This window comes from Streptomyces coffeae (assembly GCF_016741875.1).
Classification (GTDB): Bacteria; Actinomycetota; Actinomycetes; order Streptomycetales; family Streptomycetaceae; genus Streptomyces; species Streptomyces coffeae.
Genome location: NZ_JAERRF010000006.1, coordinates 123,918 through 142,025 on the forward strand (window position 1 = coordinate 123,918; position 18,108 = coordinate 142,025).

7 protein-coding genes are annotated in these 18,108 nt (G+C 72.8%); 2 read left to right on the forward strand and 5 right to left on the reverse strand.

What is annotated here, in order from left to right; translation table 11 throughout:
• The first annotated feature begins 90 nt into the window (after positions 1 to 90).
• On the forward strand, positions 91 to 2,382 hold the full coding sequence (locus JK363_RS11960; protein ID WP_236075705.1) for a HelD family protein: 2,292 nt from the start codon (positions 91 to 93) through the stop codon (positions 2,380 to 2,382).
• Here JK363_RS11960 and JK363_RS11965 read toward each other — a convergent pair.
• Together JK363_RS11965 and JK363_RS11970 are read right to left on the reverse strand one after the other, a co-directional pair.
• Complete coding sequence (locus tag JK363_RS11965; protein ID WP_307821711.1) at positions 2,363 to 3,148, reverse strand: DUF427 domain-containing protein; 786 nt, start codon at positions 3,146 to 3,148, stop codon at positions 2,363 to 2,365. The two genes, JK363_RS11960 and JK363_RS11965, sit on opposite strands and share 20 nt — an antisense overlap.
• 150 nt (positions 3,149 to 3,298) lie before the next feature.
• Complete coding sequence (locus JK363_RS11970) at positions 3,299 to 4,060, reverse strand: GNAT family N-acetyltransferase (protein ID WP_201874617.1); 762 nt, start codon at positions 4,058 to 4,060, stop codon at positions 3,299 to 3,301.
• A 547-nt stretch (positions 4,061 to 4,607) separates the two neighbouring features.
• Here JK363_RS11970 and JK363_RS11975 point away from each other — a divergent pair.
• Positions 4,608 to 5,390 carry a CAP domain-containing protein gene (locus tag JK363_RS11975; protein ID WP_201874619.1) on the forward strand — a complete coding sequence of 261 codons (783 nt, stop codon included), beginning with the start codon at positions 4,608 to 4,610 and terminating at the stop codon, positions 5,388 to 5,390.
• An 84-nt stretch (positions 5,391 to 5,474) separates the two neighbouring features.
• On the opposite strand, the gene JK363_RS11980 is transcribed toward JK363_RS11975, so the two are convergent.
• The 3 genes from JK363_RS11980 to JK363_RS11990 all read right to left on the reverse strand — a co-directional run bounded on the left by JK363_RS11980 (position 5,475) and on the right by JK363_RS11990 (position 18,091).
• Complete coding sequence (locus JK363_RS11980; protein WP_201874621.1) at positions 5,475 to 5,891, reverse strand: (2Fe-2S) ferredoxin domain-containing protein; 417 nt, start codon at positions 5,889 to 5,891, stop codon at positions 5,475 to 5,477.
• Positions 5,892 to 5,960: 69 nt separating this feature from the next.
• Complete coding sequence (locus JK363_RS11985; protein WP_201874623.1) at positions 5,961 to 6,623, reverse strand: M15 family metallopeptidase; 663 nt, start codon at positions 6,621 to 6,623, stop codon at positions 5,961 to 5,963.
• 56 nt (positions 6,624 to 6,679) lie between these two features.
• On the reverse strand, positions 6,680 to 18,091 hold the full coding sequence (locus JK363_RS11990) for a type I polyketide synthase (RefSeq protein ID WP_201874625.1): 11,412 nt from the start codon (positions 18,089 to 18,091) through the stop codon (positions 6,680 to 6,682).
• Positions 18,092 to 18,108 lie beyond the last annotated feature (17 nt).

The window sequence follows — 18,108 nt, forward strand, 5'->3', positions numbered from 1 at the left end:
CAGGCACGGCTAAGTCTGATGCAGTGATATTACCCGGCGGGAGTCGAATTGTCAAATGAGGAATTGCGTCGAGAACAACAATTTCTTGACATGCTCTACGGACGTCTCGCCGAGCTGAGGGACGAAGCGGAAAGGGCCGTGTCCGAGGCCCTGACCCTGGGCGACACCACCTCCCAGGGGCGGCTGGAGCGGGATGTGCTGGTCGCCGAGCGGTCCGGTCTCCTCGCCGCGTTCGACGCGGGAGAGCGCGGGCTGTGTTTCGGCCGGCTGATGTTCCGCGACGGCCGTGACCACCACATCGGGCGCATCGGTATGCGGCGCGACGACGCCGAGCGCACCCCGCTGGTCGTCGACTGGCGGGCCGATGTGGCGCGCCCGTTCTACCTCGCCACCGGACACACCCCCATGGGGCTGCGCCGCAGACGGCATATCAGCACCGAAGGCCCGCGGGCCACCGCCCTCCATGACGAGATCCTGGACCTGACCGACACCATACGGACCGGTCATGAGGGCAGCGACGCGGACGCCGTGCTGCTCGCCGCCCTGGACACCGCCCGCACCGGCCGGATGCACGAGATCGTGCAGACCATCCAGGCCGAACAGGACCGGATCATCCGCGCCCCGCACACCGGTGTCCTGGTCGTCGAGGGCGGCCCCGGCACCGGAAAGACCGCCGTCGCCCTGCATCGTGCCGCGTATCTGCTCTACGCGCAGCGGGAGTTGCTGGCCCGCCGTGCGGTGCTGATCGTCGGCCCCAACCCGGCGTTCCTCGGGTACATCGGGGAGGTGCTGCCCTCGCTCGGCGAGACGGGGGTCATGCTCGCCACCCTCGGTGAGCTGTTCCCCGGGGTGACGGCCACCGGTATCGACACCCCCGCCGCCGCGGAGGCCAAGGGCCGCGCCACGATGGCCGACGCGCTGGCCCGGTTCGTACGGGACAAGCAGTCCCTGCCCGACCCGGCGATCGTCATCCCCCATGAGGACGGTGACCTGGTGCTGGACGCGGACATCGCGTCCGACGCCCGCTGGCTGGCGCGTGGCACGCGGCTGCCGCACAACCTCGCCCGTCCGCATTTCGCGTTCTCCGTCATCGACGCGCTGACCGACCAGTTGACCGACCGCATCGGCGCCGACCCCTACGGCGGCCCCAACCTGCTGGGCCCCGATGACATCGCCCAGCTCGGCAAGGCGATCGCCACCAGCTCCGAGGTGCACGCCGCCATCGGGGAGCTGTGGCCCCACCTCACCCCGCGGCAGCTGGTCGCGGACTTCCTCAGCGAGCCGGTCCACCTCCCCGAGGCCGACGCCGAGGCGATCCGCCGCACCGGCGGTGCGTGGACCCCCGCCGACGTTCCGCTGCTCGACGAGGCCGCCGAACTCCTCGGTGAGGACGACTCCGCCGCCCGCGCCGCCGCCGAGGGCCGACGACAGCAGCGCATCGCCTACGCGCAGGGTGTGCTCGACCTCTCCTACGGCTCCCGCACCCAGGAGTTCGAGGACCGCGAAGACGAGGACTCGGAGGTGCTGGCCGCCCATGACCTGATCGATGCCGAGCGGCTGGCGGAGCGGAACGAGGAGGCCGATCACCGCAGCGCCGCCGAGCGCGCCGCGGCCGACCGCACCTGGGCCTTCGGCCACATCATCGTGGACGAGGCGCAGGAGCTGTCCACGATGGCGTGGCGGCTGCTGATGCGGCGCAGCCCGACCCGTTCGATGACCCTGGTGGGCGACCCCGCGCAGACCGCGGAGCCCGGTGGCTGCGGCTCCTGGTCGGAGATCCTTGCCCCGTACGTCGAGGACCGCTTCGAGCACACCCGGCTCGGTGTCAACTACCGCACACCGGCCGAGATCATGGCCATCGCCGCGGAGGTGGCTCGGTCCGCGGACCCCGCCTTCGAACCGCCCAGTTCCGTCCGCGCCACCGGAGTACGCCCCTGGGCCCGGCATACCGCGGATCTGCCGGGCGCGGTGGCCGGGGCCGTGGCACGGGAGACACGGGAGGAGGGCCGGATCGCGGTGATCGCGCCACGCGATCGCCTCGATGCCCTCCGTACCGCCCTGCCGGACGCCTCCGCCGGACGCACTCCGGATCTGACCCGCCCGGTGGTCCTGCTCGACCCACGGCAGGCCAAGGGGCTGGAGTTCGACACCGTGATCGTGGCCGAACCGGCGGAGTTCGGGACGAGCGACCTCTATGTGGCGCTCACCCGGGCCACCCAGCGGCTGGGCGTGGTGCACACCGGACCGCTGCCGAGGGGTCTGGACGGCCTTGCGGCGGATGGTCCCACGGCGGGTCCCGAGCCGGAGGAGGGGACGCCGGGAAACGGGACACCGGGGAACGGGACGCCGGGGGAGGGGACGCTCACCGCTCCGGAGAAGTGAGGAAACCGGTGACCGGGCGCTCCTGGCGTACACCGTCGACCGTGATGTCGACCGCCTCGTTGTAGAACGCCACCCGGTCCCTGATGACCTCCACGGCCGGCAGCGGATCCGGATAGCTCCAGGCGATGCCCGGTGGCACCTCGCCACCACCCGCCCAGGACCAGTACGCGGTGGCCACCCCCTTGTACGGGCAGCGGGTGGTCAGCTCGGCCGAGGTGAGCAGATCCAGCCGGACGTCCTCGCGCGGGAGGTAGTAGCGGACGGGCAGATGGGTCTCGAAGAGCAGCACCGGGGAGTGCGAGTCCGCCACCACCGTCCCCTCGATCGAGACCTGGACATGGCGGGTGCTGGGCAGTGCGTCCACGCGCTTGTGGGGGTCGCGGGGATGTACGAAGATCTCCTCCTCCTCTTCGTACCAGTGGTCCAGCACGTCCCTTCCGAACCAGGCGAAGGAGAGGTATCCCGCCAACTCCTCACCGGGGTAGGTCCAGGCCGCGTCCGGGACGATCGCCTCGCCGGTGTCCAGGTCGTAGTGGGTCGCCCCCGGTGTCGGGTTGGCGGGCGGTGCGCTCTCGCGCAGCAGATCCATTCGGACGTCCTCGCGGGGAAACGCGTACAGCGGGACCGGGCGCCCCGGCTCCCACACCAGGATCGGACGGCGGCTGTCCACCACAGTGATCCCGCCCTTGGTGCCACGCACCCAGCGCTCGCTGGGCTCCCACACCAGGGCCCGGTCGGGCCCGGAGTCCCGCCGCCTCACGGGCACGGGCTCGCCCCCGCCACCGGTGTCCGCCACGAACGCCACCTCACCCCTGATTCCGGTCCGGTCCCCCTCGGCACGGTGTGCACCGTGCCAACGGTCGACCTCCACCATGCCCGGTCGGAGGGGATTCCGCAGCTCCGCCAGGGGCGACCGTCAGCGGGCCGTGATCCGCGCGGCCACGCAGGGGTCCTCGTTGCGGTAGCCGAGCCGGTTGTACAGCCGGTCCGCGGGGGCGTTGTCGGCCAGCTGCCACAGGGTGCAGAACCCGTGGCGGCGTACCGCGTACCGGGTCAGCCACGAGGTCAGCGCCGCGCCGAGTCCCTGGCCGCGCATCCGGGCGTCGGTGGCCACCGACGCCATCAGCGGCGCCCCGCTGTCCCGTAGCGTGCTCAGGGCGCCGCACGCCACCATCCTGCCGTCGTCGTCCCGGATGCCGGCCCACAGGCTGACACCGGCGGAACCGGGACCGGTGGAGTGGGCCGGGCTGTGCTCGTTGAGGAACGCCAGCAACTCGTCGTGGTGACGCGCGCCGCACTCGACCACCCGCTCCTCGCCACGCTGGACCGGTGGCTCCTCCAGTGTCCAGCGGAAGACCCACTCGACCACGTCGGTCACCGGCAGATGGCGAGCGACCAGGGTGTCGGTCCCCCGCGGCCCGGTGAACTCACGCACCCGGTCGGGACGGCGCTGCGCCGCACGCAGCACGAGGGCGGCGGCGGCCACCGGCTCACCGACGCTCCACACATGGCCACGGGTGTCGTCCAGCCAGGCCGCGGCGCCGTCGGCGGTCCAGCTGATCCGGTCGGTCGGGCGTTGTCGTGCGGCGCCGAACCTCAGCAGGGCGGAGCCCGGCCGCTGTTCCAGGCCCTGGTCGAACAGGTCCGCGGGGCGGGGGAGGACAGTCGTTGCCTGCATCGCTACTCACACGAAGACATGAGGAAGGACAAGGAAGGACGGCTGAGGAGCCACGGGGAGGGGGTATGGGGGAGGCGGCCGACCACTCTGGCACACCGCCCCTGGTCGGGGGCAAATCCGTGGCGGCGGCACCGCGCCATGCCATGAGATCTGTCACATCGATCCGTGGAGCAAAAGGTGCGTGAAGGTCGATATCTCCTAGGCGACATAAGAGGGTTTTTCCGCTCTGGTGGACATGTGTACTCCGGCTCGCGATGCCGTCCGGATCGGAGCGCCATGGTGTCCAGTCACGTCGGTGCCAGGTGTTCTGACGGGGTGGCAGTGCGGTGGCGAAGTTATGAAGCCGCACCAGCACGCATCGGCGAGGAGTGCAAGCCACATGAACCACTACGAAGCCGCATAGGACCGAACACTTGTTGCCCCGGACCTCCGGCGGATCTAAGAATGGCGGCCCGCAAGGCGCCCCGGCGGCTCATGCGCGACATCGTGCGGAACCCCGCCGGACCAGGGGGAGAGGGCGTGCCGCGATTACCGAGTGAGGTCATGTATGAGCAAGCACCGCAGCCAGAAGACGCACCACCGGAAGATAGCCGTCGCGGCCGTGGCCGTCGCCGCCGTGGGTGTGCCTTCCGTTGCCATGGCCTGTCTGGACGGGCAGGACAACAAGGGCTCCGAGGCCCGCGGCGAATGGACCACGACCGCCCGCCACCATGGGCACACCGACTCGGACAAGAAGAACGACCACCGGTGGAAGCACCGCGCCGACCGGTCCAAGCCCGCCCCGAGCGCATCGCGGTCGGCCTCGCCGCGTCACACCCCGTCCGCTCGCCCCTCCTCCGCGGCACCGTCCTCCGCCGCCCCCACCCGCACCGCCCCGGCCAAGGCCACCACCAAGGCCGCCTCGCCGTCCTCCGCGGCCCCCGCGTCGAGCACCGCCACCAAGAGCTCCGGTTCGTCCCTCCAGGACCAGATTGTCGCGCTGGTCAACAAGGAGCGCGCCAAGGTCGGCTGTAAGCCGGTGACTGTCGACGCCAAGCTGACCAAGGCCGCCCAGGCTCACAGTGAGGACATGGCGGCGCACAGCAACATGTCGCACACCGGGTCCGACGGATCGTCCCCCGACGACCGCATCGAGCGGGCCGGATACTCCTGGAGCACCTACGGCGAGAACGTGGCCTACGGCTACAGCTCGCCCGAGAGCGTCATGCAGGGCTGGATGAACAGCTCCGGCCACAAGGCCAACATCCTGAACTGCGACTTCAAGGAGATCGGCGTCGGCCACGCGCAGCCCGGCCACTACTGGACCCAGGACTTCGCCGCCGCCCGCTGACCCACTCGGCCACTTCGCCCTGCGGTGCCCGGCCGCCAACGGGCACCGCACACGGCACCCGCGCACACCGGCCGGGGCCGGCGCTCAGCCGTCGGCCCCGACCGCCCGCGCCCGCGCCTCGCCGGGCGGGCGGATGAACTGGAGCTCCAGTGTGGCCGGTGGCTCGGCCACACCCGGCCCGCCCGCGAGCGCCCAGGCGAGCAGATCGTCGGTGCTCTCGTCGTCCAGCGCCCAGCCGACCCAGGTCGGCCGGCCACCGACGCGGCGTCCGGTGGCGGAGGGCTGGACCACCACCACATTGGCCTGACCGCAGGGGCCCAGACAGTCGGTCGTCCGGACCGCCAGACACCCCGGCGCGGCGTCGGCCGCCGCCCGCAGCCGGTCCAGCTGACCCTGGTGATCCGTACGCGGGTGCTTGGCCGCATCGCCGCAGCAACAGCCCCGGCAGACAACGAGGGTGCACGGCCGTTCCGGTACGCCGCGCCGCGGCCAGCTCTGCATCAGAGCATTGTGGCACGGCGGTTCAGCGCCGCGTCCGGCCCCGAACGGTGCCCACCGCGAGGCGCGCGTTCAGCCGGGTGTCCGCTCCCGGGGCCCGTAGAGCGCCTGGTCCTGGCCGGTGGCCAGGGCCCAGTACCGGTCGCCGTAGGACCAGTGCCACCATTCGGTGGGGTAGTTGACCATGCCCACCGCCGTCAGTGCGTCGGCGAGTATCCGCCGGTTGGCGCGGGCCTGTGCACCGATACCGGGAGCGTCGGTGTAGCAGGCGCCGTCGCTCTCCTCCGGGCTGGCGTTCATCGGGGTCCCCATGTCGAGTTCCCGCCCGTCGGCCGTGGTGGCGAGAGTGAGGTCGACCGCGGCACCGGCACTGTGCGGGGCGATCTCGGGAGGGGACACATAGCGGCTCGCGGCGCGGTGGACCTCCTCGGCGGACCAGCCGGGATGGGACGCGCGCAGCTCGTCGGCGTACTCCTGGAAGTAACGCCGTTGCAGGGCGGGCGGCCGGTAGCCCTCGACCATGAGCAGCCCGATGCCGTCCGGCAGCAGCTTCCGCGCCTCCAGCAGCCGGGCCAGCACACCTTCCCGCAGCCAGGCGAACGCACCCTCGGCGTCCGCTCTTTCGGGGGCGGTGGCCAACGACGCATGGAGCCGGACGTCGAGGAGCGGTTCACCGCAGTCCACCACAGGGATGGATGTGACTCTCGGATCTGACATCAGGACAACATCGGTCATGGACCGATCATCGCCTGCCGGTGGCGGCGTGGTGGGAGGCCGCGTTGTGATCGTGGTCACCGGAGCGTGTCCCCATGTGCGACAAGCCATTCCTGGACGGCCCGGCCGGTCGCCTCGGAGTGGTCCTCCATGATGGTGAAGTGGTCTCCTGACACATCGATGGGGATATGCGGCAGCGGCCATGTCGCCTGCCAGGCGCCCTCGGCCGCCTCGACGGGGGTCGCGGCGGTGGATCCGCCGGGTGGATAGGCCGCGCGCACCAGCAGGGTGGGCGCGGTGACCGGCACCGGGCTCCAGTTCTCGAACGCGCGCAAGTAGCAGCCTTCGGCGGTGAGTTGGGCGCCGGTCAGCAGCTCGAGCTCCTCCGGGGAGGCGGCGTTGACCCGGGCCACGATCTCGGGCCACAGCTGGTCGTCAAACCTGTCGGTCACGGGGTAGGTGTCCAGCAGCACCACCGCGCCCACCGGGACACCCCACTGTTCCAGGCGCGCCGCCACCGCGTTGGCCATCAGACCGCCCGAGGAGTAACCGGCCAGGGCGAACGGGGCGCCGCCGGTGTGGGCGCGCACCACCTCCGCCTGGAAGTCCACCGCCTGCTCCACCCCGGCGGGCAGTGGCTCCCCGGTGCGGAAGCCGGGATAGGGCAGTACGGTGACCTTCCGGTGGCCACCGAATACCGTGGCGAAGCGGGTGTAGAAGTGCGGACCGGACGGCGCCACCAGCGGGGGGAAACAGAGCAGTTCGGTGGCGCTGCCGGTGGCCAGCCGCACCGGCGGCGGAGGGGGGGCCACCTCGGCCGCCACGGTGAACGTGGGCCGCAGAACCGCGGCCGCCCGCAGCAATTCCACACTCTCCACCCACAGACCGAGGCGACACGCCTGGAGATACAGCCCGCGCAGGGTGTCCTCGGGGGCGATGGCCGAGGCCTCGTCACCGAGGGCGAGTTCGGCGCACAGGTGGGCGCACAACGCCTCCCCGCTGGGGTGGTCGAAGGCGAGGGTGGCGGCCAGGCTCAGCCCGGTGGCTTCCGCCAGCCGGTTGCGCAGCTCCAGCGCGGTCAGCGAGTCGAAGCTCCACTGCCCCCGGGCATCGGTCATATCGAGCTCGTCGGGCGAGGCGTAGCCGAGGACGGCGGCCGCGTGGTCGCGCACCACCTCCGTCAGCACACGCTCCCGCTCGGCCTCCGGCAGTCCGGCCAGCCGGGTGGCGGTGTCCCCACCCGTGGCCGTCGCGGCCGCCCGAGCCGCCCGCTTCACCGGTGCCCGCACCAATCCGCGGAGCATCACCGGCACGGCGTCCGGGGTGGCGCGCAGCGCACCGGTGTTCAGCCGCATCGGCACCACCACGGACGTCGGTGACTCCAGGCCCAGGTCGAACAGGGCCAGCCCCTCGGCCGCGGACAGCGCGGCCACACCCGACCGGGAGAGCCGGGACACATCGGCCGCCGACATCCCTCCCGTCATACCACTGCTGTCCGCCCACAGACCCCAGGCCAGGGACACCGCGGACAGGCCCGCCGTCCGGCGGTGGTGGGCCAGCCCGTCCAGGAAGGCGTTGGCCGCCGAGTAGTTGCCCTGGCCGGGGCCGCCGAGCGTACCGGCCGCCGACGAGAACAGCACAAAGGCCGACAGCTCGCTGTCGAGGGTGAGTTCATGCAGCAGCCAGGCGGCATCGGCCTTGGGCCGCAGCACCCGCCGCACCCGCTCGGAGTCGAGGGCGCCGATCACCCCGTCGTCGAGCAGCCCGGCCGTGTGCACGACTCCGGTGAGCGGATGTGCCGCGGGCACAGCGGCCAGCAACGCGGCCAGCGCGGCACGGTCGGACACATCACAGGCGGTGAGCGTCACCTCCACGCCCAGCGCGGTCAGTTCGGCGCACAGCTCCTCGGCACCGGGTGCCGCCGGCCCGCTCCGGCTGACCAGCAGCAACCGGTCCACACCGTACGCGGTCACCAGATGGCGGGCGACGAGGGCACCGAGGGTTCCGGTGGCGCCGGTGACCAGTACGGTGCCACCGGGCACGAAGCGGGCCACGTCGGCGCCGGTGGCGCGGGCGGTACCGGCCCGGGTGAGCCGTGGCACCCGTACCTCGCCCTCGCGCAGGGCGAGTTGGGGTTCGCCACCGGCCACCGCTTCGGCCAGGGCCGTCGGCAGGGCCGTGTACGAGGCGGCGGATCCGTCGAGGTCGAGCAGGACGAACCGGCCGGGGTTCTCGGTCTGGGCGGACCGGATCAGCCCCCACACCGCGCTGCGCGCCAGATCGGAAACATCCTCCTCCTCGCAGGTCGCCACCGCCCGCCGGGTGACCAGCACCAGCGGAACGCTCGCGAATCGCTCATCGGACAGCCACTCCTGGGCATGGCGCAGCGCCTCCAGCGTGGCTTCTCCGGCGGTGGCCGCCGGATCAGCGCCGGACACATCGCCGAACGACACCAGCACCGCGTCGGGTGACCCCTCCCCCGCGCCGATGGCCGAGGCCAGACCGGCGCGGGGGGTGACGCTGCCGCCCCCGGCGGCGCACGCGGGCCCCAGCCCGAGGTGGTCAGGACCGGCCACCACCCAGCGGAGAGCCGTGGCCGGGGCGGACTGCCGCGGCCGGGCCACCCAGTCCAGCCGGAAGAGCGCATCGGCGGGTGCGCCACGGCCCGTTCCGAGCCGGTCGGCATCGACCGGCCGCAACACCAGCGACTCCACGGTGGCCACCGGTTCACCCGCGGGGTCCGTCAGCGACAGGGCGACCGCGTCCGGTCCGGCCGGGCTCAGTCGCACCCGCACCACAGCGGCGCCGACGGCGTGGCGCCGCACCCCGCGCCAGGAGAACGGCAGCCGGACCCGGCCCGCGTCCTCGAGGAGTCCGCCGAGGTCGATCGCGTGCAGACAGGCGTCGAGCAGCGCGGGATGCACCCCGTAGGCGTCGGCCTCGGTCCGCTGCTCCTCGGCGAGTTCCACCTCGGCCAGCACCTCGTCCCCGTGGCGCCACGCCGCGCGCAGCCCCTGGAACGCCGGGCCGTAACCGAGCCCCGCGGCGGCCATCGTCCGGTACACCCCGTCCACGTCCAGTGGCTCCGCTCCGGCCGGTGGCCAGACCGGAACGGAGTCCGGTGCTCTACCGCCGCCCACGGTGAGCACACCGACCGCGTGCCGGGTCCACTCCTCGGCGCCGTCCATGCCGCCCGCCCCGTCCTCGCCGGACGGGCTCTCCGAGCCGTCCGGACGCGAGTCCACGGTGACCGTGCGACGCCCGGAACCGTCGTCCCCGGCCACGGTGAGCCGCAGCCGCACCCCGCTGTGCTCGGGCAGCACCAGCGGCGCGGTGAGCGTCAGCTCCTCCAGCGTGTCACAACCGGTCAACTCACCTGCGGTCAAGGTCAGTTCCACCAACGCGGTACCCGGCAGCAGGGTGCTGTCACCGACCGTGTGATCGGCGAGCCAGGGGTGGGTGGCCGTCGCCAGCCGGGCGGTGCAGACCAGCCCCTGCCCGTCGGCCAGTTCCACCGCGGCACCGAGCAGCGGATGCGCTGCGGAGGTGAGCCCCAGCTCCGTCACGGCGGCCTCGCCGGCCGCCACCCGGGGCGCCTCCAGCCAGTAGCGCTGCCGCTGGAAGGCATAGGTGGGCAACTCCACCACCGGCCGGTCCCCGGACACAGGCTCCGCCCAGACCACCGCCGCGCCCCGGACATACGCCTCGGCCAGCGACAGCCGGAACCGTCCGCGGCCTCCGTCGTCGCGGCGCAGTGTGCCCAGGGTCGCGCCCTCGGTGTCCCGCAGGGTGTCCTGCATCGGCAGGGCCAGTGTCGGATGCGGACTGACCTCGATGAACACCTGGTGTCCGGCATCCGCCAGGGCCCGGGTGGCACGCTCGAAGTCGACGGTGTGCCGCAGACTGCGGTACCAGTAACCGGCGTCCAGACAGGCGGCGTCCACCCGTTCGCCCGTCAGCGCCGAGTAGTACGGCACCCGCGGCACCCGCGGCCGGATACCGCCCAGCGCCTCGGTGAGGTCGGCCTTGACCGCCGCCACCTGCACCGAGTGGGAGGCGTAGTCGACCGCCACCCGGCGGGCCCGCACCCCGTCCCGTTCGGCCGAGGCCAACAGCTCCGCCAGCGCGGCCGGTTCCCCGGACACCACCACCGCCCGCGGTCCGTTGACGGCCGCGACCGACAGCCGGTCGGCCCAGCGGGCGATGCGGCGCGCGGTGTCCTCCGCGGACGCCACCAGCGAGACCATCCCGCCGTGCCCGGCAAGGATGCGCAGGGCACGGGAGCGCAGCGCCACCACCAGAGCGGCGTCCTGGAGCGACAGCGCACCGGCCACACACGCGGCGGCGATCTCCCCCTGGGAGTGGCCCACCACCGCCGTCGGGGTGACACCGTGCGCACGCCACACCTCGGCCAGCGACACCATCACCGCCCACAGAACGGGCTGCACCACATCCACCCGGTCCAGACCCGGAGCGCCGGGCGCGCCACGCACCACATCGAGCAGCGGCCAGTCCGTATGGGGTGCCAGCGCGGCGGCGCACTCCGCCATCCGCGTGGCGAACGCCGGTTCGGCGTCGAGGAGTTCACGGCCCATGCCGACCCACTGGGAGCCCTGGCCGGGGAAGACGAACACGGGCCGTGGGTCCGGCCCCACCACCCCGCGCACCACCGACGGCAACTGCTCGTCCCGTGCCAGCGCGGCCAGTCCGTCCAGCATCGCCGCACGGCCGTCGGCCACCACCACGGCCCGGTGGTCCAGGGTGGCCCGGCCGGTGATGAGCGCATGGCCCACCTCGGCCGCGTCCAGTCCGGGCCGGGCCAGCAGATGCGCATGGAGCCGTTCGGCCTGACCGCGCAGCGCGGCAGCCGAGTGCCCGGAGAGCACCCACGGCACCGGTGGCAGCGGCGCGGCGGAACGCGCCGGTTCGGCCGGTGCGCCCTGCTCCACGATGACATGGGCGTTGGTACCGCTCACCCCGAACGACGACACCCCGGCCCGGCGCGGGCGCGAGCTCTTCGGCCACGGCCGCCCCTCGGACAGCAGCCGCACCGTCCCGGGGGACCAGTCCACCAGCGATGACGGCTCCTGGGCGTGCAGGGTCGGCGGCAGTACACCGTGCCGCATCGCCATCACCATCTTGATGATCCCGCCGACCCCCGCCGCTGCCTGGGTATGGCCCACATTGGACTTCAACGAGCCCAGCCACAGCGGCCGTTCGCGATCGCGCTGCCGTCCGTAGGTGGCCAGCAGCGCCTGGGCCTCGACGGGATCTCCCAGCCGGGTGCCGGTGCCGTGTGCCTCGACCGCGTCCACCTCGTGCTCGGTGAGCCCCGCGTCGGCGAGCGCCTGCCGGATCACCCGCGCTTGCGACGGGCCGTTCGGCGCGGTCAGGCCGTTGGACGTACCGTCCTGGTTGACCGCGCTGCCCCGGACCACGGCCAGCACCGGATGCCCGTGGCGGCGCGCGTCGGACAGCCGCTCCACCAGCAGCATTCCGGTGCCTTCGCTCCAGCCGGTGCCGTCGGCGCCGTCGGAGAACGCCTTGCACCGGCCGTCCGGCGCCAGCCCGCGCTGCCTGCTGAACTCGATGAACGGAGCCGGGCCCGCCATCACCGCCACCCCGCCCGCCAGCGCGAGCGAGCACTCGCCACGGCGCAGCGCCTGCGCCGCCAGATGCAGTGCCACCAGTGACGACGAACACGCGGTGTCGACCGTGACGGCGGGGCCCTCCAACCCGAACGTGTAGGACACCCGGCCGGACGCCACACTCCCGGCGCTGCCGACCCCGAGATGGCCCTCGAACCCCTCGGGCATCCGGTGGTGCAGCCGGGACGCGTAGTCGTGGTACATCACACCGACGAACACACCGGTCCGGCTGCCGCGCATCCCGGCCGGGTCGATCCCCGCCCGCTCGAACGCTTCCCAGGTGGTCTCCAGCAGCAGCCGCTGCTGTGGATCGATCGCCAGCGCCTCACGCGGGGTGATGCCGAAGAACCGCGGATCGAAGTCTGCGGCGTCGTACAGAAAGCCACCGTGGCGGGTGTACGAGGTGCCGGGCCGGTCGGGATCGGGGTCGTACAGGTTCGCCACGTCCCAGCCGCGGTCCTCGGGGAACCCGCCGATCGCGTCGCCCCCGCTGTCCACCAGCCGCCACAGCTCCTCCGGGGACCCGACACCGCCCGGATAGCGGCAGCTCATCCCGATGATGGCGATCGGCTCGTCGACCGCGGCCGCCGTGGTGGCCACGGGAGCCACCGGGGCGCCCATGACCTCCTCGTCCAGATGGCGGGCGAGCGCGTCGGGTGTGGGGTGGTCGAAGACCAGGGTGGGCGGCAGCCGCAGACCGGTGGCCGCGCCGAGCTGGTTGCGCAGCTCCAGCGCGCTGAGCGAGTCGAAACCGATCTCGCGGAAGGTGCGTTCGGCCGCCACCGCACCGGCCGAGCCATGGCCCGCCACGGCCGCAGTCTGCCCGGTGACCAGCTCCAGCAGGGTACGAGCCCGTTCCTCCGGCGACATCGCGGCCAGCCTCCGCACAAACGCCGAACCGCCGTGCCCCAACGCCCCACCCTGGTCCGCCGTCCGCCGGGTCACCGTCCGCACCAGACCGCGCAGAAGCGGTGGCACCGGCCGCACCCGGGCATCCCGGTGCACGGCCGGCAGATCCAGCCGGGCGGGCACCAGCAGGGCCCGGTCCGCCCCGTGCGCCACGTCGAACAGGGCGAGCCCCTGCCCGGGTGTCAGCGCGGTCAGACCGGCCCGGCTCATCCGCCGCCGGTCGCCCTCGTCCAGCCCGCCGGTCATCCCGCCGTCCTGGCCCCACAGCCCCCACGCGAGCGACAGCGCCGGAAGCCCCCTGGCCCGCCGGTGGCACGCCAGCGCGTCCAGGAACGCGTTCGCCGCCGCGTAGTTGGCCTGACCCGGGGAGCCGAGCGTGCCGGACAGCGACGAGAACAGGATGAACGCCGAGAGACCCAGGTCACGGGTCAGCTCGTGCAGATGCCAGGCCGCGTCCGCCTTCGGGCGCAGCACCGCGTCCACCCGCTCCGGTGTCAGCGACGCGAGGACACCATCGTCCAGGACGCCCGCCGTGTGCACCACGGCGGACACCGGACAGCGCGCCAACAGGTCGGCCACCGCGTCCCGTTCGGACACATCACACGCCACCACGGCCACGTCGGCGCCCAGCTCCGTCAGCTCCGTACGCAGCTCCGCCGCGCCCGGCGCACTCCCGCCACGGCGGCTCACCAGCAGCAGCCGACGCGCCCCGTGCTGCTCCACCAGGTGCCGGGCCACCAGTCCGCCCAGTCCGCCCGTACCACCTGTCACCAGCACCCGGTCCGCACCGAGGTCGAGACCGGCGCCGGCGGCCGGGGTGTCCGCCGGTCCCTCCGCCGCGGGCACCCGGGCGAGCCGCGGGGCACACACCGCACCGGACCGCACCGCGAGCTGGGGTTCGTCCGAGGCCAGCGCGGACGGCAGCACCGCGAGCGAGGAATCCTCACCGTCCTCGTCCACCAGGACGAGGCGTCCGGGATTCTCCGACTGCGCGGACCGGACAAGACCCCACACCACCGCGCCCGCCGGATCGGGTACGTCCTCGCCCGTGTTCGCCGCCACCGCACCCCGTGTCACCAGCGCCAGCCGTGCTCCGGCGAACCGCTCGTCCGCCAGCCACCACCGGACCGTGTCCAACGCCCAACGAGCCGCCGAGCGCACCGCGTCGGGCCCCGCGGCGGCATCCGGTGCGGAGCGGCGCAGCACCACCGTCTCCGGCAGCGCTCCGCCGTCCGCCACCACGGCGTCCACCGCCGCCCTGCCGCCGAATTCACCGACCGACGTGGTGACCTCGGAGGACACCGCCACCGGCGCCCACTCCACCTGGAACAACGACTCCCACACACCGTCCGGGGCGGTCAGCTGCCCGGCCGACACCGGCCGCAGCACCAGGGACGCCACCGACGCGACCGGGGCACCCATGGCATCGGCCAGCTCCAGGGACACCGCGTCCGGACCCGCCGGGGCGATGCGCAGCCGTGCCGTCCGCGCACCCGACGCATACAGCCGCACCCCCGACCAGGCGAACGGCAGCCGCGCGCCGTCCACCGCGCTCTCCACGCCCAGGCCGATCGCGTGCAGCGCGGCATCGAGCAGCGCCGGATGCAAACCGAACGCCGCCGCCTCGGTTCCGTCCGCCAACGCCACCTCGGCGAACACCTCGTCGCCGCGCCGCCATACGGCCCGCAGCCCCTGGAAGACCGGTCCGTAGTCGAACCCGTCCTCCTTGCGGCGTTCGTAGAAGCCCTCCAGATCGACGCCCCGGGCCTCCGCAGGTGGCCACACCTCCAGGGCGGCCGGTCGATGCCTGTCGTCCACGCTCAGCACACCACGGGCATGGCGGGTCCAGGGCGCGTCGGCGTCCCCGTCCTCGGCCCGTGCGTACACCGTCAGCCTCCGGCGACCGGCCTCCTCCGGTGCCCCCACGACGAGTTGCAGCCGTACGGCACCCCGCTGGGGCAGCACCAGCGGGGCCTCCAGCGTCAGTTCCGCCACCACCGCGCACCCCACCTCGTCGCCCGCGCGTACAGCCAGCTCCACCAAGGCCGTACCGGGCAGCAGGACGGTGCCGAACACGGCATGGTCGGCGAGCCAGGGGTGGGTGGCGAGTGAAAGCCGCGCGGTGAACAGGTACCCCTCCGTGTCGGCGGTCGGCACCGCCGCGCCCAGCAGGGGATGATCCGCCGAACCCAGCCCGGCCGCGCCCATGTCCCCGGCCGCCACCGGGGCGTCCAGCCAGTAACGGCGGCGCTGGAAGGCGTAGGTCGGCAGATCCACCCGGCGCGCCCCGGTCCCGGTGTAGTACGCGTCCCAGTCCACCGGCACTCCGCGGACATGCAGCTGCCCCAGCGCCGACGCCAGGGCCGACGGCTCGGACCGCTCCTCGCGCAGGGTGGGGACGAACACCGCGTCGGACGCCACCTCCTGGCCCAGGGCCGAGAGTGCCGCACCCGGACCGACCTCCAGAAAGGTCCGCACCTCCTGCCCGGCCATCGTGGCCACCGCGTCCCCGAACCGCACCGGTTGCCGTGCGTGCCGCACCCAGTGGCCGGGATCCGCCCACTCCTCCGGCGTGGTGATCCGCCCGGTGAGCGTGGAGACCACCGCGATCTCCGGCGGGGAGACGGCGATTCCCGCCACCACCTGCCGGAACTCCTCCAGCATCGGTTCCATCAGTGGCGAGTGGAAGGCATGGCTGACCCGCAGCCGGGACACCTCACGGCCCCGGCCCCGCCACTCCTCGGCCAACGCGACCACCGCCGCCTCCGGGCCCGAGAGGACCACGGACCGCGGCCCGTTGACCGCCGCGACACCGACCTCGTCGGGCAGTCCGGAAGCCACCTCGGCCTCCGACGCCCGTACCGCCACCATCGCGCCGCCCGCGGGCAGCGCCTGCATCAGCCTGCCCCGTGCGGACACCACCGACGCCGCGTCCGCCAGCGACAGCACACCGGCCACCTGCGCGGCGGCCAGCTCCCCGACGGAATGTCCGGCCACGACGTCCGGCCGCACCCCCCACGACTCCAGCAGCCGGAACAGCGCCACCTCGACCGCGAACAGCGCGGGCTGGGCGCACCCGGTCCGGTGCAGCGCTTCCTCGTCGTCGCCGAACAACACCTCGCGTACGGAACCGTCCAGCCGCTCCAGTACCGCGTCCAGCGCCTCGGCGAAGGCGCGGTACCGGACGTACAGCTCGCGCCCCATGCCCAGCCGCTGCGCGCCCTGACCCGAGAACACCATGCCCAGCCCGCCGGGTACCACCGCTCCGGAGAGCACCCGGGGGGAGGGGATGCCCTCGGCGAGTGCCGAAAGTCCCTCCGTGAACCCTTCGAGGTCCTCGGCCAGCACCGCCGCGCGGTGCTCGAATGCCGAGCGTGTTGTCACCAGGGAGTAGCCGATGTCCAGCGGTGTCGCGTCGCTGTGGGTGGTGAGGTGGGTGTGGAGTTGTTGTGCTTGGGCGGCGAGTGCGGTGGGTGTTTTGGCGGTGAGGATCCAGGGGGTGGTGGGTTGGGGTGTGGGTTGGGGTGTGGGTGTGGTTTCTGGTGTGGGTGGTGCTTGTTCGATGATGGTGTGGGCGTTGGTGCCGCTGACGCCGAAGGAGGAGATGGCGGCGCGGTGGGGTTGGTGGGTGTGGGGCCAGGGTTGGGGTTGGGTGAGGAGTTTGATGGTGTTGGTGGTCCAGTTGGTGTGGGGTGTGGGGTGGTTGATGTGGAGGGTTTGGGGGAGGGTGTGGTGGTTGATGGCGAGGATGGTTTTGATGAGGGCGGCGATGCCTGCGGCGGCTTGGGTGTGGCCGATGTTGGTTTTGAGGGAGCCGAGGTGGAGGGGGTTGTCGGGGGTGTGGTGGGAGCCGTAGGTGGTGTGGAGTGCTTGGGCTTCGATGGGGTCGCCGAGGGTGGTGCCGGTGCCGTGTGCTTCGACGTAGTGGATGTCGGCGGGGGTGAGTTGGGCGTTGGTGAGGGCTTGGGTGATGACGGTTTGTTGGGAGGGTCCGTGGGGTGCGGTGAGTCCGTTGGAGGCGCCGTCCTGGTTGATGGCGCTGCCGCGGATGACGGCGAGGACGGGGTGGCCCAGGCGTTGGGCGTCCGACAGCCGCTCCACCACCACCATCCCCACACCCTCGCCCCAGCCGGTGCCATCGGCCGCCTCGGCGAACGCCTTGCAGCGCCCGTCCGGGGCCAGCGCCCGCTGCCTGCTGGTCTCGATGAACGTCCGGGGTGTGGCCATGAAGGTGGCACCCCCGGCCAGGGCCAGCGAACATTCGCCCCGGCGCAGTGCGTGGCAGGCCAGATGGAGTGCCACCAGGGAGGACGAACAGGCGGTGTCCACTGTGAGCGCCGGACCCGTCAGCCCGAGGGTGTACGCGATCCGGCCCGAGGCGATACTGCCCGCGCTGCCGTTGGCCAGATAGCCTTCGACGTCCTCCGGCACCTGGGCGAACCGCGCCGCGTAGTCGTTGTACATGACGCCGGCGAACACCCCGGTCCGGCTGCCCCGGATCCGTGCCGGATCGATCCCGGCCCGCTCCAGCGCCTCCCAGGAGGTCTCCAGCAGCAGCCGCTGCTGCGGGTCCATGGCCAGGGCTTCGCGCGGGGTGATGCCGAAGAACTCCGCGTCGAAGTCGGCGGCGTCGTGCAGAAAGCCACCGTGGCGGGTGTACGAGGTGCCGGGCCGGTCGGGGTCGGGGTCGTACAGCGCCTCGAGGTCCCAGCCCCGGTCGGTGGGGAACTCGCTCACCGCGTCGACACCCTCGATCAGCAGCCGCCACAGATCCTCGGGGGACATCACACCGCCGGGCAGCCGACAGCCCATGCCGACGACGGCGATGGGCTCCCGCTCCCGCTCCTCGGCGTCGCGCAGCCGCCGCCGCGCGGTGTGCAGATCGGTGCTCGCCCGCTTGAGGTAGGAGCGGAGCTTTTCCTCGTTCTCCATCTGACGACTCTTCCTGG

What these genes read in the sequence shown, in the direction of transcription:
- JK363_RS11960 (WP_236075705.1), top strand. Translation starts at nt 91, where the DNA reads ATGCTCTACGGACGTCTCGCCGAGCTGAGGGACGAAGCGGAAAGGGCC.
- JK363_RS11970 (WP_201874617.1), bottom strand. Translation starts at nt 4,060, where the DNA reads ATGCAGGCAACGACTGTCCTCCCCCGCCCCGCGGACCTGTTCGACCAG.
- JK363_RS11975 (WP_201874619.1), top strand. Translation starts at nt 4,608, where the DNA reads ATGAGCAAGCACCGCAGCCAGAAGACGCACCACCGGAAGATAGCCGTC.
- JK363_RS11980 (WP_201874621.1), bottom strand. Translation starts at nt 5,891, where the DNA reads ATGCAGAGCTGGCCGCGGCGCGGCGTACCGGAACGGCCGTGCACCCTC.
- JK363_RS11985 (WP_201874623.1), bottom strand. Translation starts at nt 6,623, where the DNA reads ATGACCGATGTTGTCCTGATGTCAGATCCGAGAGTCACATCCATCCCT.
- JK363_RS11990 (WP_201874625.1), bottom strand. Translation starts at nt 18,091, where the DNA reads ATGGAGAACGAGGAAAAGCTCCGCTCCTACCTCAAGCGGGCGAGCACC.